The organism is Pseudomonas anuradhapurensis, assembly GCF_014269225.2.
Classification (GTDB): Bacteria; Pseudomonadota; Gammaproteobacteria; order Pseudomonadales; family Pseudomonadaceae; genus Aquipseudomonas; species Aquipseudomonas anuradhapurensis.
Genome location: NZ_CP077097.1, coordinates 1,122,231 through 1,136,940, shown reverse-complemented (window position 1 = coordinate 1,136,940; position 14,710 = coordinate 1,122,231). Strand labels below are relative to the sequence as shown.

Below are 14,710 nucleotides of genomic sequence, written 5' to 3'. Positions count from 1 at the left end.
CTACGGCGGGAGTGCAGACTCACTTATAGCCCATCAACTCGGGCATTGGACGCACAATCCAAAGCCGACCAGCACGTTGATCACTCGGCTACCTTCGAGCAGAGACGATGCAGCTCATTTTTTCCCGAATGCCCTGCTGCAACTCGCGAAACTCAATCATCATACGCTCGACCTCAACGGCACTCGCTCCTTGGCCACGCTTTTCCGCGAGCCAGAGCTTTAATAAGCCAGCGACTCGACCAAGGTCGCCGTTCAGCTTCACCAGCTCGCCAATCGCTTCAAGATCGGCCCGCGCTTTTACAGGGTGATTCAGGCCGGCAGCTCTCATGAAAGCGGCACTGGATAAACCGCACGACGCTGCTCGCCTGGACAACTCTGCTTTCTCGTCATCAGTCACAAAAACCTTGATTGGAGGCACCTCGCGGCGCGGCCGCTCACCCTCACCTTTTGGTGTCCTGTCTTTCTTCATTTCGATGCTCCTCGTTCTGATCGATGAGTCGCGGCAGCAACAGTAGGCCTCGCAGAGCAAGATACCGTCGAGCCGAAGGCGAGTAATGCAAGGTGGTGGGGGTCAACAAGCGGAGCTTGTGGGCCCACAACACACATCTTGCCGTCCCGATAAGTGCAACTCACATAAATTTAAGGAAATTTTCCGCCACCGCAACAAAACCAACTTATAATTTCCTAAATTATTCTTAAGTTTCCTTGTGTTGCTTTGAATTTCCTTTAGTTGCCTTTAGTTTCCTTGCGACGAATCCCCTACGATCATTTCGGCCCTTTATGCACTTCAGTCGATGCGGATAGATAACTATCCGCATGTTTATAACCATCCCATATCAGTGAATAATCGAACCTCGAGCGCCACAGACGAGGAATTCGATATGGATCAGGAATCAGGGACCCCCTTGGCTTATGCCTCGCGAAAGTCAGGTCGAAAATTAAGGCTTGCTATCGCGATGGCAAGCACATTCGTCGGAGTGGGTATTTACACTGCGCCCTCCCCTGCTTACGCCATCTATTGCGCAAATTGCTCGACGTTCTATCAACAGATGTTCGAGTATGCCGAACAAGTCAACACGGCACTAAACACAGCCCAGCAACTTCAAACTCAAATACAGCAGTATCAGAACATGGTCACACAAGGCACTGGCCTACCCGATTCGATGTTCGGGAGCATCGCTGCCGACCTTAAAAGTGTGATCAATATCTATCAACGTTCGCAGGCGTTGGGCCGTCAAATTGAGAACATGGATGCGCAGTTCAATACTGCATTTCCAGGCTTCGAATCCTACCTTCAACAAGCGGCAAACTCCGTAGAAACTCCAACGCGAGATCGTTATAAAAAATGGTCGGAGCAAGGACGCGACAACGCCAAAATAGCTATGGAAGCGGCGAACATCAACACCAGCACTTTCCAGTCAGAAGATGCTCTGCTCAACCAAATAGTGGCACGTTCGCAAAGTGCCGCAGGACGGATGCAAGCCATGCAGGCGGGCAATGAAATAGCTTCGCAGAACGTGCAGCAACTCCAAAAGCTGCGTGATCTGGTGGCCACGCAAATCAATATGCAGGGTAATTACATGGCTCAGCAAGGCGACCGAAAAGCCGCTAGCGAAGCAGCCGAGCAGCAATTTGAATCGCGTGAAAGTAAACGCGGCGGTGTGAAGGGGTACTGAAGATGGTTATCTCGAAATGGGTCATGACCCTCATTTGCGCCGGGGCCGCGATGATGGGCTCGGTTGTCACTGTGGTCATTCAACGCGATAGCGACTGTGCTGTGGCAGCTGAGCAACATAGGCAACAGCATGACGCAGATGCTGCTTTTGAGGCACGTCCTAACTCTCGCGGCGGCGTTAAGGGGTACTGATTATGGAACGTCGCCTGCTCTTATTTATTGCTTTAGCAAGCATGCTCTTGGCCGGAAATGCTATGGCTGCAACAGACCTGTCCCATGCCGACACCTCGGTTCAGGGCCTGCTAGATCTCGTTTTGCAGCAGTCTCACCAGTGGTCAGGAAAGCTGTACGACTACGCCATAAGATTATTTTGGCTGCTCGCCACTATCCAATTTATCTGGACGGTTATGCCTCTGGTCATGAAACAAGCTGATTTGGGCGAGATAGTCGGAGAGCTGCTGCGCTTCATCATAGTGATCGGTTTCTTCCTGGCGGTAATGACCTACTCCGTGGAATGGTCGACAGCCATTGTTGACAGCTTCCGCGACGCGGCCGCATCAGCGAGCGGTCTTGGCCGAGCGTTAGAACCCGGCGATATGCTCGCGATAGCCCTGGACTTCGGCCGCACTATGGTGAAGGGCATTTCAGTGTTCTCTCCGGGCAAAGGAGTTCTGATCGCAGTATGCGCGGTACTGGTCTTGGCGTGCTTCGCCTTTATCGCAGCGTTTATGTTTGTGACGCTCGTAGAGGCCTACGTAATCATCAACGCGTCAGTGTTGTTCTACGGTTTTGGTGGCTCGCAATGGACACGCGATTTCGCGATTGCTCCCATGCGGTTCACCGTGGCAATCGGCGCCAAGTTGTTCGTCTTGACTCTGATCGTCGGGCTGATCGTACAGTCGGCCAAAGAATGGTTAGCTGCCTACACCAACGACGAAGCCTCATTGATGACAATGGTCGGTTTAGCCTTGGTGTGCTGCTACCTGACGAAGACGATTCCTGACCTAATCGGCGGCATGATTAGCGGTACATCAATGGGCGGCGGCTCGGCCATTGGTGGAATGGCAGTGGCTGGTGCTGCCGGGGCGGCAGCTGCTGCGGCCACTATCGCCACGGCTGGGGCTGCCGCTCCTGCTGCTGGTGCTCTCGGTGCTTCTGGGACTAGCGTTGCCGCCGGTGCCAGTGGGGCTGGCGGCGGTCTGGCAACTTCGATCAACTCCAGCTTTGCCGGTGCGCCTGCGGCGACCGCCTCCAGCGGCAGTGCAACCGCTGGCATCGGTACAAGTATTGGCGGACAAGCAGCTGCCAAAGGAGCAGCGGCTTCCGGTGCTCGAGTAGGCGGCAGCGCGGCCCCACAGCAAACGGCAAGCAGCGCTAAGCAGGCCAACGAGCCGGCTGGAAAAAACGTCCTGGGCAGCAATGACAAAGACCAACAAGCGACACAGCGAGAAAGCGTTGTCAGCTCCGGCAACGCACTTTCCCAAGCAGCAAATGGCGGAGCAAAGGCACTCGGAGTGATGGCCTCAATGGCCGTGCCGGGCATGGAGAACGCGTACTCTTTTTCTCTCGGTGCCGGCTCTTCGTCCCCCGCTTCTGATGAGTCCAGTACAACCGTTCCGACCCATAGCGGAGATGCTGCAGAAGCAGAATCCAACCTTATTCGTCCGGCCTCTGAAAGCAATTCCATACTCGGCCAACTGACATCGCTAAATGTGTCAGGAACGACCTCAAGCAACGACCAACCGGAGAAACAACCATGATGGCAATTTTGAAGTTCGCAGGATTCGCCGTGTTCGCATCGACCTCAGCAATCGCCTTGTGGGCGCTCGGTAGGTGGCTACGGAGCAAAGGCCATGGACCATTGCTCGATAGACTGGATCAACAATGGACTGCTTTGCAGCTTCGAGTAAGCCCGCTGGCCCTTTCGGCCTCCTTTCACATGTTTTCCGGAGCGCAGCACCTGAATCGCCTTCCTTTGCTGGGTAGCAAGAACAGTGCAGCCCAGGCCCAACAAATTGTGATGGCGATACGAGCGGTGCAGAAAGCTCAAAGGCGAGAGGCCCCCGAGAATCGTCAGTAGCTCATCCAGCAGTAAGGGTGGGGGCATCACCACTCCCCGCCCATTTTCAGAGATGAGCTTGTAGTAGCAAAATTAGTAATACGCATGGACTTTGAACATCCCTCTAAGGATGAAGAATCAGTGAGGCGAAGCTGCGGATAACCTGCGCGAATGGGCCGCCGTCAAAACCCGGGGGCTTCGCCATTAGTAATACGCACGGACTTGTGCCAACTACCGTTATCCCCTGTGATCCTGCGCCCGTTGGTGCAAACCAGACTGTGTTGATATCAACAGCCCGATGGTTTTTCTATGTGTAATACGCACGGACTTGTCTCAGGCTCGTGGGCCGTTGGCTTACCTGCTCGATACCAACTGCGACGACTCATCCCAAGGGCCTCCCAAGGCTTCTGGCGGGTCAGGGACGCCTGCTCGTAAGTATCCCGGTCTACCGCACCGGCGGCGCGTCTGCGCGCTTCCTGTGGCGTTCTGCGGCTTCGGCTTGGCTGACAATGGTTTTGAGCTGCCGCTGTTCCTCGGTGGTGATCCTGAACAGGTCGATAAGGGTATCGTTCTTGGGCGTGTAAAGGGGCGTGAAATCCTTGCCGCCAAAGGTCACTTTCTCCCCGGCCTCATAGGCTTTGGCCTTGCTGAACAGTGTCATCAGTTCCTTGGAACGGCTGTTCCACTGCGGATCGAGTTCGCGGGCCAGCGCAGCGGCTTCGTGGTACATCTGCTTGCTGTTGGTCGCCCCGGACAGCAGCAGGAAGTTGAGCCGCCAGAATAGGTGCTGCATCCGGCTGCCTTCTCCGACGCCGCCGCGCAGCTCGGCCAGCTTGCGCAGGTCTTCGAGGCGATCCCAAGCAAGCTGTCGACCTGAGAATCCGCGCAGGTTGTCGGCTTTGCCTCCGGGCACCAAAAGGAAAGGCTTTTTCTTGGTGCGGCTCTCGGCTTGTTCCTGCCGATGCTGCTCGATAGTCCAACGGGCCGCCGGTAGCAGTGTCTCGGCCAGATACTCGAAGTTGTAGCGGATTGGCTGGCCATCGGTTCCCGCCTGGACGTGAACCACACGGCAGACCTCGCCGCTCTTGCTGTTGACCGTCTCCACGGTGCGCAGCACGCGGCTAGCGTCCTTGGCCATGGGGTCGGCGCCTACGTGAGCAAGGCGATCTACAAGGTAACGTTGGCAGGCGTTCCAGCGGGGTAAGGCTTGCCGAGGTATCGTGCCCTCCAGCAGCCATTTGGCTTGTATGCCACGGCCGCTGTAGATCAGTATCGAGGGCGCGGGCAACCCCGCGTCGGCGCAAAGGAACAGCACGGAGGCGGCCAGCTCGTCGGGCTTGCGGCTGGCCAACTCGGGCACGCGGTAGGTATCGAGGTCAGCGAACAGCAGGCCCAGCCGCAATAGATTGACGACGCGCCGATTGGGCCGGATGAACTCAGCCTGCGAAATCCAAGTGTCAACCTTTTTGTCCAACAGACTGAGCACCTTCGGCATGTCGGCCAAGCGATGAGAGAACTGCCGTTTTCCACCACGAGAATCGACGAGCAACGAGAAAAAACCGCTCCTAGTACTATCGTGATACATCTGCGCCTCCTCCCCGGGACTGAACAGCGCAAGCTGCGGGATAACACCCAGCACTGCTTAGACTGCCCTTCCCGGCCTACGCGCGGGGCCTGCCTCCTTACATGAATCTATCCACTGCTCAACCTCAGCTAAATCCCAGACGACCTTGCGGCTACTCAACGCAATTCGGCGCGGGAACTTCCCCTTCATCTCAAAGTTATAGATCGTGCGCTCACACAGCGGAATCATCGACAAGAGCGTCTTTTTGTCGATGAGTTTTCTGTTCAATGCATGCATTGCTAGGCCCTACCAGTCACTGCGAATGAGTGCCTGATCGTGCCTTTGGGTGCCTATTGCTTCGACGGAATGATTGGCTAAAATGGTTGACATGAAAAAACAATCAACCATAACCATTTGGGAAGGGTGTGACGCCACCATTTCAGAGGCCATAGAACAGTTCGGTGACCGCTGGAGCGCCTACTCCACGGCCTCGAAACGCTATCCAATCGCGAGGCTGGTAGAGGAGCTAATCGACCCAGCCGTGACGGCGTACGCCAAAAAGATTCCTACGCGATACCAAGGGCATATACCCGGAGCCGGTACAGGCGTGGCGTTCAGTTCGATCATGAAACTGGTAGGGTTTCCCGCCATGATCAGCTTGCAGCGGCAACTGCTACGTGCCTTTGTTTTGACCCACGACCAACAATCAAAGAAAGATCGCTGCTTTATTGCGACGCTCGAGACGCTGATCGAATTGGTGATGGCCTGTAAGCGCAAGAAACCGTCATCTGAAGATGTAGGCGGCTTAAACAACCAGCGCTTGAAGGGCTTTTGTAGGTTTTGTGGCAATCAAGCCGAGCTAGCATCCTTCGCTACTGGAGAAGGTCAGCGCGACCCCGACGAGCACCTACGCCTGAGCAACCTGTACTGCACAACGCATCGTCCAAAGACGCATGATGGCAGCTGGAATCCCGCGTACAGGCCAGCAAAGAGAGCCGTAGCGCAGTTTGACCTTGAACTCGCGAGATTGAGCAGACAGTGCGCTATACGAGCGAAGCCTCAAGCCAAATCAGGTGACGAGCTTGTCGATTCTTACTTCTTTCAGTACATGCTCAGCCTGACGGTTCAGGTGGCTGATGAGGCAGAGCTCAGAAATATCGCTCGCCTGATGGTCGACACACGATTTTCTGATCGAAAGAAGCAGATAGTTGTGCTCCAGAAACTCGGTTTTAACCAGTCAGAAATTGCGCGCAGGCTGCAGATCGAGCGCCAGGCAGTATCTAAAGCTCTCCGCTCAACTCCTGATTGTTTTCAACTTCCATCAGCATGAATGCGCCTAGCTGCGTATTTGAATACGTGACCAAACGCTTGCGTTTGAGCTGACGAGCCTTCACATGGCTAGGGACGAAGCAGCTATCCGCGACTGACAGCCAACGTAACCGTCCGGCAAACACATCTTCCTGAAGCTACCGCCGAAGGCCATGGTGTCCACCTAATTTAAGTGGACACCAGTTTTGGCCCATCAAGCGGGATTGATCCTGAAACCTCACCGGAGCGCGCGACGGAAATCGCATTGAAAGGGTGCCGGTCAGCGACCGATTTTCACTGGTATGAGGTCAGTAAGGATGTGGACAATGTAAGAAATCAGGGGCCAGATCTCATCAAGCCGGTATCCCCGCTTTCAGATACCAATGACTGAGACAGACTCCAGTGGCTCCGATGAAGATGAGTTCGCCAGACACTTACTGCGAGAAAGCTTAGCTCCGAGCTGATTCCTCAAATTATCAACGTTTCCTCAACCTCAACAGACGGCGAAGGAAACAGCACCTCGCGGGCGCCGTCGCGGTATACAAGGTGATGACGTATACCGGACGCTGGCGACGCCCACTCGCCCACCATGTCCTCGCCGTCTCGCTGCATCAGAACGTAGATATCCGCTTTCTGATAGAAATAGTGACGAGGGGGGACAGGGGGGCTCAAGGGGCCGTTGGTGAGCTGAAGCTCAGAAGGTTCTTGCGACAGCCGGCCGACAGGTGTATCGAGTGTAAGAAGTCCAATTTTGCCTTCTTGCAGAGCTTTGATAAAACCAGGATGTCGATTCGCAATCGCCACATCAAAATAGGTGTTGATTACACTATTGGAGCCCTGCCTCACCACGGATGGTTGCACGAAGAAAACGCCATCGAACCCGTAGTCTTGCGCGTCATCTGTGAGCATGGATTCAGCTGCCTGCTTGAGCACTGCGACTTCAATGGAACTGTGAACGCGGATCCATAGATATCGAAAATAGTCGTCACTGTACTTGAGATGGGCGCCCATGTTTTCGGCGGCTTCTTTCAGCCTGGTTTCCGCATTTCTAAGCGCGTTGCGGTGTTGGGGGCACAACATGGACACCTGACTGGATCTGAACGTCGATGCCCTAGGGTCTCTTGAGCGTGGCATCACCTTGAAGGTCAGTGAGCTACCTTTGAGCGTGTACGTATCAGGGCGTTGAAGTACGTCGCCCACAAACTTTATGAGCCGCTCGAATGTCTCCGGTTCGATGTGTGTATCCGACTCCAGGTAAAGCTCACCATCTAGCTTTAGCACGCGTAGACGCTGATCGAATGCCGCTTTGAGTCGGTCGCCGTACTGATGAAATGCTGCTTCGTGCGAAGTCAGCCCCTGATTTTTGATGGAAACGTAGTATTTGAAACCGCTCGGAAATTCAACCTGCAGATCGTAGCCTTTCTGATTTCCCTTAGCTGGAGCGACCTCTCCTTGCTGCGATTTGATAGAACCGCAGGTCAATATTTCGGTGGTGAAGCCGTGGGCATTTGCTACGCCTGATTTGACCTTTTTAGCCGTCTGCCTGAGCCATCCAGCATGCTTCGGCGCGAGTTCCTGGATGCATTTGCCTAGCCCGAAAAGCTCGCAGGTAGAGAGCCAATCCTTACGCTTCCAAAGCGCTTGAAGGCGGTGTTGTTCCTTACCTTCCTGCCCCTCCAACCACTCTGCCCCGAATAGGTCTTCAACCGACGCGATGCACCCCGTTGCGAATTCAGCAGGATGCTCTTCTTGTGAGTCCCTGAGGTGAGAGGTGTCCCTTCCAAAACGATCCAACATTTAATACGCCCGCGCTGCCAATGATTTAGATCCACGCAATCGTTGGGCAATCGACTCAAGTCGTGTACCCATCGTGCGAGATTATGGGTGAGATCGATGCGAGAGTTGAATGCGTCGACATGCTTACCAATATGCCATACCGCATGAGACATGGTACTGAGTTAACAGGCGAGTTTAGGCACGCGTCTTACCGGTAGTGAGCTGCTGCAGCCCTGCTCGTGGCGAGACGAACGTTGCATCCCAGACTGAGACCTCAACCCTACAGGATTACAGTTCAACCCGTCGCAATGTGCCTTCCCCGGACGCTTGCCAGCCAACGGCCGCAAGCTGTTTTTTTTCTAATAAATAATCCAGCCCACTTTCCTGCACCAGTCCGTCCGCAGCGGCTTTAGAGGCCAAAGTTTTCATAAAACAAATTCACCAAAGCACGGTGGATTTATTTCTTGTTACTGATCAAAGTACTTTTCATAACAACTGCAAGTACCTGAGCGCATCATCATTTAAGCTCAAGCCATGCCAGAAGGCGCAACGCCATCCGTTAGCCGACTTTCCGCATTCAAATTCATAGCTTTCGAGCCGATGAAGTTCTGTTTTTATGCTTGCCAAGCTAGATCGATCTGGAAGAAAAGTCCTTATGCCATTGATCAAGACCCCCCATTGTGTCGTCAGATATTCATCGATTCCCGCCCGTCTTAAGACATTGTCGATGTGCCACTGAACAACAGCAAGCTGACTTCCGACCACATTGTAAGGTATTGGCGTCAGCAGTGGCGCATTCCAATCAGGTTCAAATCGTACAGAGAGGATCTTGTTGTTTGCGAAGTAGTCAAAATATGGATGCAGAGGGCGTTCTCCTGCGTTCACACCTTTAAACGCATTGTTTCTCTTGTTGTTGCATCTATCACAAGCTGGCACTAAATTTTTTGAGTAAAATGAGAATTCTGCATAATTTGCTTTGGGCAGGTAATGATCCAAGGTCCCCAGTGCGTCTCGCCCACATACGGGGCACACGCCGTCAAGTTGAGATCGCAGCGTCGCAATGAAATTTAGGACGGATGGTGGTGCTTTATAAATTTCGTTAAGGTCCTCTTTTAGTGGAATGTATGACGCATCCTCGGCGATACCCCAAGGATCACCATTGCAAATATCATATGCTTGATAGCGTTCAGCAATATCAGCTATGCGATGCACAATTGCCTTAGCATTTCCCTTTCTAGAGTGCTGCAGAAAGCTGAGAAGCAAATTATCTTGAATGACGGGCGGATCTACTTTCCTCATTTTATTGCTCCATCATCCTTCGTAGGCGCATGAGAGCTTCGGCACTCAATTCCGAAGAGTATTTATTAAGCGCCTCCGAAAATGTATTACTCTCTTGCTCGGTCAACTCTAACAATTCTTCATAAAGATGGTGGGGCAGATCGTCGCCAAATACCTCATTAGAGATTGATGCGACATTGGCTCCTAGCGTTTGCATGCGCGGTTTTCTTACAGTGAGCACTCCTTCTTCATTACGCATCACATGCACCTGAGCACTTTGAACTTCTCGAACGACAAATGGGGAGTGTGTGGCGACGAATGCTATCGAACGTGTGCCATTCAAGATTTTATTTAGGCTACGCATAAACCTTGATATAAGGTTCGGATGCAGAAAATTCTCCGGCTCATCAATAATCAGCGCGGATGCCGGCCCGGAGTTAGCTAGTGCAACCAATATGAATTTTAGGAAGGCCTGCTGGCCCAAGCTAAGTTTACGTTCCTTTCCGTGTTTATCGACAAACCTCAATGACTGCCCAGAGGCGACATTTGCTGCATTATTTAAAATGCGTTGTTCCCCACCACGCTTCCACTCTGAAAATGGCATATAGTCTACATCGTACGACGCAATTCTTCCTGACTCTCCCAGCCTATCTTTTTTCATTGGGACAAAAACTTCAAACTCACTAAATTCAGTGCGCAAAATATCCGAGAGATGGTTAAGCAAAGCACCTTGAGCATCATGTCCGCGAGCCACGTCAACAAGCAATGTAGTGGCAGAGTCCTCGCCTTGCTTCCGGGGACTTGCTGGATTGAATGTAAAAATCCTAGCTCTCGCCAGCCCTTCTTTTGAAGAGGGGGAGAATTGTCGAACAGAGGCAGTGTGAATGAAAGCTATAACTTGATTCAGTTCGGGGCGATTGATGATTTCAGCAGATCGACTTTCCTTGTCGGCCAAAACTTTTGAGAGCTTTGCAAGCGCCGAAGTTTTGCCACAGCCATTTTGCCCAATGATGACTGCGATCCGTCCTCTAAGAAAATTTTGGCTGTCAAACTGGAAGTCGAACTGGGCCTGCGGGCCGGCTCCCTTCAAAACAACACTGAAAGGCTGACGAGCATCAGCATCAAGTTCTTGCAAGCCTTGCAATATTCGCTCAGCCTTGCGATAAGCAAAGTAGGCTTCGCTTGATCTAATCATCGCATGAGTGAACACTTCCTCTTTATAGAAATCGTGCCAACTGTTTATAAAGGTCCGGCTTTTAGTCGTTGCCACATCTTGTAAGCTAGATAGGACTTTCCTTGCCTGTGACTCACCTAGCGTCCGCCGCAAAAAACTGTATGACTTTGCATCTATCAGCAGAGTGCGGAATGGTTTTTTGATTTCGCGGTGGTAAATTTCAGGTTTGTCAGGCGAAAGCAGACTGCCAACAGCTTGAAAGAGATCTTTTTCTCCTTGAATTGCACACCTCCCTTCAAGCCAATAAATTTGCCCTTGTTTATCGCGATAACCTATAGAGCATGCTATAAGGTAGCCGAAATCGTTGAATTTACGGGCCAGCGGAACAATGAATGCTTCCGCGTTGGAGCTCTCCGCGAAGCTCTCATCTAAAAGGAATGAAGTCAGTGGCTGGTTTGGGTTAGCGTCAGAGTTTTTTTTTGCTGGCATTCCAAGATCCATCTTAACTTGGGCGGGCCGCGACATTATAAGCGCGAGCGGCCTACTGATATTGTCTGAAAAAAGCGGTGCACTTTCTGAACTGCGGACAGACTTACTGGGATGACTGTCCGTCTCTGGCGGTTAGCCGGTCAGTCGTGAATTACCGCTCACCCCTAAACAATGCACGCGACTCGTCAGCATCGATAAAAACCTCTGACCAAGTGCATGGCAATTTTCCCTCAAGCGACTAGCTGAAATGAGGGGTGAATACGCAAGCTATCCATTTATTTTCCTAGGTTTCTTAAGCGTCCATTCATCAATCATGTCGGCCCAATCCTGCAACATCGCACGACGCTGATCCCGGTATTCGGCCTTGTTGTATACGGCGCGCACGCCCTTCTGCTCGTGCGCAAGACACTTCTCGATCCAATCGGAATTGTAGCCCGCCTCGTGCAACAGCGTGCTGGCCGTGCGGCGCAGATCGTGGGGGCCGAATTTTCCTAGCGGCACTCCCTCCTTTTGAGCAAGCCGATAGGTCAGCGTCAGTACCTGGTTGATCGTGGCCGCACTCATTGGCAAATCGGAGTCATAGCGTGACGGCAGCACGTACTCAGAACCTCCAGCCAGGGTCTTCAACGCGATGAAGAAATCCAATGCCTGCCGGGACAGAAACACCAAATGAGGGTTTCGGCGCTTCATCCGCTCTTTGGGGATCGTCCATAGCGCCTCGCTGAAATTGATCTCACTCCACGTCGCGTTGGTCAGCTCACTTTTGCGCACCATCGTCAGCAGAAGGAGCTTGGCTGCGGCGCGAACAGAAGTCGCGGTACCAATCCTGTCCATGTACTGATACATCAGCGCAATTTCATCAGGCGTCAACGCCCGGTCGCGTGGCTCGAATTTAGCGATGCTGGCAGACCTTACTAGATCCGCGGGGTTTTCAACCTTCTGACCACGCTCAATGGCCCAACGAAAGACCTGCAGCACGATCTCACGCGAATGGACGGCGGTTGCAGGCGCACCCCGCTCCACTATCGCGTCAGTCAGAGCTCGCAGATCCTCATGAGTGATTTCAGCCAGCTTCTGATTGCCAAACTTCGACTTCAATTCGCGTTCGTAGACTGAACGGCGCATATCTCGTGTCGAGTCCGCCATCTGATAGCCGCGCAGCCATTTTTCAGCCCAATCATCAAAGGTCTCAGCACCTTTGGTGCGCGCCTTCGCACGTGCCTTTTCCTTAGCAGGCGACTTGCCTGCGGCAATCATCTTCTTCGCCTCTCCTAGCCGCTCGCGCGCCTCCGCCAAGGTGATCCCACCTAAGCCATAACGACCAAAGGTGACGGTCTCCTGCCGGCCATTGATGGAGTAGTTGTAGCGAAAGGAGATAGAGCCAGCAGGGGTGACGGCGACGTACAAGCCGTCACGATCAATCACCTTGTAAAGCTTGTCTTGCGGCTTGAGGTTTCGGAGCTTGGTATCAGTGAGCATGGCTTCCATTTATTCCATGAAAAAATACCATGCTTTGAAAAGCGCGGAAGAATGGGGCTTAACCCCAGTAAAACCGGGCCTCTTAGCTATCTCGATACCATGCTCATCCTGAAAAAAGGGACATGGTATCAAGCGTCATGCATGGCATCGGATGCAGTTGGTACCCCGTACCATGCCATAAAAAAACCATGCTTGGCGATGCAGAACGCTACCTGAACTTGCCAGACCTAAAAAGCCAAAAACCCGCAATTAAGCGGGCTTCAGGGCATTTTTTGCTAAATCGTGCCGGGCAGTGCCAGACGCGGGATCATTCCCACTCGATGGTCGCCGGCGGCTTGCTCGACACGTCGTAAGTCACGCGCGAGATACCGTCGATTTCGTTGATGATACGGCCGCTGACGGTTTCCAGCAGCTCGTATGGCAGGTGCGCCCAGCGCGCGGTCATGAAGTCCACGGTTTCGACGGCACGCAGGGCCACGACCCAGGCGTAGCGACGGCCATCGCCGACGACACCCACCGACTTGACCGGCTGGAACACCACGAAGGCCTGGCTGGTCTTGTGGTACCAGTCGGCCTTGCGCAGCTCTTCGATGAAGATGTGGTCAGCGCGACGCAGGATGTCGGCGTATTCCTTCTTCACTTCACCGAGGATACGCACGCCCAGGCCCGGGCCCGGGAACGGGTGGCGGTAGACCATGTCGTACGGCAGGCCCAGCTCCAGGCCGATCTTGCGCACTTCGTCCTTGAACAGTTCACGCAGGGGCTCGACCAGCTTGAGGTTCATTTCCTCTGGCAGGCCACCCACGTTGTGGTGCGACTTGATCACGTGGGCCTTGCCGCTCTTGGCGCCAGCCGACTCGATCACGTCCGGGTAGATGGTGCCCTGGGCCAGGAACTGGATGTTTTCCAGCTTGCTGGCTTCGGCGTCGAACACGTCGATGAAGGTGCGACCGATGATCTTGCGCTTCTTCTCCGGGTCGGCTTCGCCGGCCAGGTTGTCGAGGAACTGCTTTTCAGCGTCGGCGCGGATCACCTTGACGCCCATGTTCTCCTTGAACATGGCCATCACCTGGTCGCCTTCGTGCAGGCGCAGCAGGCCGTTGTCGACGAATACGCAGGTCAGCTGGTCGCCGATGGCGCGGTGCAGCAGTGCGGCAACCACCGAGCTGTCGACACCGCCGGACAGGCCCAGCAGGACGTTGGCCGAACCGACTTGCTCACGTACCTGGGCGATGGCGTCTTCAACGATGTTGGAAGGCGTCCACAGGGCTTCGCAGCCGCAGATGTCCTGCACGAAACGGGACAGGATACGACCGCCCTGCTTGGTGTGGGTCACTTCCGGGTGGAACTGCACGCCGTAGTAGCCACGCGCGTCGTCGAACATGCCGGCGATCGGGCAGCTCGGGGTGCTGGCCAGCACGTGGAAGTTGCTCGGCATCTGGGTGACCTTGTCACCGTGGCTCATCCACACGTCCAGGCCCAGCAGGCCGTCGGCGTCGATGTGGTCTTCGATGCCATCGAGCAGGCGGCTCTTGCCGACCACGTCCACGCGGGCATAACCGAATTCACGCAGGTCGGAACCTTCGACCTTGCCGCCCATCTGCTCGGCCATGGTCTGCATGCCGTAGCAGATGCCCAGCACCGGTACGTTGAGGTCGAACACCGCCTGCGGGGCACGTGGGCTGTTGGCTTCGTGGACCGACTCGGGGCCGCCGGCGAGGATGATGCCGCGCGGGTTGAATGCACGGATCGCTTCATCGTCCATGTCGAACGGGTGCAGTTCGCAGTACACGCCGATCTCGCGCACGCGGCGGGCGATCAGCTGGGTGTACTGGGAACCGAAATCGAGGATCAGGATGCGGTGAGCGTGAATGTCGAGGGCCATGACTCAATCTCGTCAGTGGAAAT

Annotated in this window: 12 protein-coding genes; 4 read left to right on the top strand and 8 right to left on the bottom strand. The window is 54.0% G+C overall.

Annotated features, from left to right (window positions below):
- Window positions 1-88: 88 nt before the first annotated feature.
- The gene (locus HU763_RS05240; RefSeq protein WP_186686101.1) at window positions 89-469 is read right to left on the bottom strand and encodes a plasmid mobilization protein; all 381 of its coding nucleotides are present in this window, start codon (window positions 467-469) and stop codon (window positions 89-91) included.
- A 412-nt stretch (window positions 470-881) separates the two neighbouring features.
- Between HU763_RS05240 and trbJ the strand changes: the two genes are divergently transcribed.
- The 3 genes from trbJ to HU763_RS24660 all read left to right on the top strand — a co-directional run bounded on the left by trbJ (window position 882) and on the right by HU763_RS24660 (window position 3,755).
- Window positions 882-1,676 carry a P-type conjugative transfer protein TrbJ gene (gene trbJ / locus HU763_RS05235; RefSeq protein WP_186686103.1) on the top strand — a complete coding sequence of 265 codons (795 nt, stop codon included), beginning with the start codon at window positions 882-884 and terminating at the stop codon, window positions 1,674-1,676.
- A 193-nt stretch (window positions 1,677-1,869) separates the two neighbouring features.
- Window positions 1,870-3,435 carry a P-type conjugative transfer protein TrbL gene (trbL, locus tag HU763_RS05230; RefSeq protein ID WP_186686105.1) on the top strand — a complete coding sequence of 522 codons (1,566 nt, stop codon included), beginning with the start codon at window positions 1,870-1,872 and terminating at the stop codon, window positions 3,433-3,435.
- A complete protein-coding gene (locus tag HU763_RS24660; RefSeq protein ID WP_225931926.1) occupies window positions 3,432-3,755 on the top strand; it encodes a hypothetical protein in 324 nt (107 codons plus the stop codon). Before trbL ends, HU763_RS24660 begins: the two co-directional genes overlap by 4 nt.
- A gap of 424 nt (window positions 3,756-4,179) precedes the next feature.
- Here the strand turns inward: HU763_RS24660 and HU763_RS05225 are convergent, their stop codons facing one another.
- On the bottom strand, window positions 4,180-5,319 hold the full coding sequence (locus HU763_RS05225; RefSeq protein ID WP_225931925.1) for a replication protein: 1,140 nt from the start codon (window positions 5,317-5,319) through the stop codon (window positions 4,180-4,182).
- 57 nt (window positions 5,320-5,376) lie between these two features.
- Window positions 5,377-5,595, bottom strand: coding sequence for a helix-turn-helix transcriptional regulator (locus HU763_RS05220; protein WP_186686107.1), 219 nt, complete (start codon window positions 5,593-5,595; stop codon window positions 5,377-5,379).
- A gap of 82 nt (window positions 5,596-5,677) precedes the next feature.
- Here HU763_RS05220 and HU763_RS05215 point away from each other — a divergent pair, with 82 nt between their 5' ends.
- Window positions 5,678-6,628: a LuxR family transcriptional regulator gene (locus HU763_RS05215; RefSeq protein WP_186686108.1), complete on the top strand. Its 951-nt coding sequence runs from the start codon at window positions 5,678-5,680 to the stop codon at window positions 6,626-6,628.
- Between the two features lie 446 nt (window positions 6,629-7,074).
- On the opposite strand, the gene HU763_RS05210 is transcribed toward HU763_RS05215, so the two are convergent.
- The 5 genes from HU763_RS05210 to guaA all read right to left on the bottom strand — a co-directional run bounded on the left by HU763_RS05210 (window position 7,075) and on the right by guaA (window position 14,687).
- Entirely contained in the window at window positions 7,075-8,403 is a 1,329-nt protein-coding gene (locus tag HU763_RS05210; protein ID WP_186686109.1) for a hypothetical protein, read from the bottom strand.
- A 465-nt stretch (window positions 8,404-8,868) separates the two neighbouring features.
- On the bottom strand, window positions 8,869-9,681 hold the full coding sequence (locus tag HU763_RS05205) for an HNH endonuclease (RefSeq protein ID WP_186686110.1): 813 nt from the start codon (window positions 9,679-9,681) through the stop codon (window positions 8,869-8,871).
- Window position 9,682: 1 nt separating this feature from the next.
- Window positions 9,683-11,323, bottom strand: coding sequence for an ATP-dependent nuclease (locus HU763_RS05200; protein WP_186686111.1), 1,641 nt, complete (start codon window positions 11,321-11,323; stop codon window positions 9,683-9,685).
- A 267-nt stretch (window positions 11,324-11,590) separates the two neighbouring features.
- Entirely contained in the window at window positions 11,591-12,802 is a 1,212-nt protein-coding gene (locus tag HU763_RS05195) for a tyrosine-type recombinase/integrase (protein ID WP_186686418.1), read from the bottom strand.
- Between the two features lie 307 nt (window positions 12,803-13,109).
- Complete coding sequence (guaA, locus tag HU763_RS05190) at window positions 13,110-14,687, bottom strand: glutamine-hydrolyzing GMP synthase (protein ID WP_170028471.1); 1,578 nt, start codon at window positions 14,685-14,687, stop codon at window positions 13,110-13,112.
- Between the last annotated feature and the right edge of the window lie 23 nt (window positions 14,688-14,710).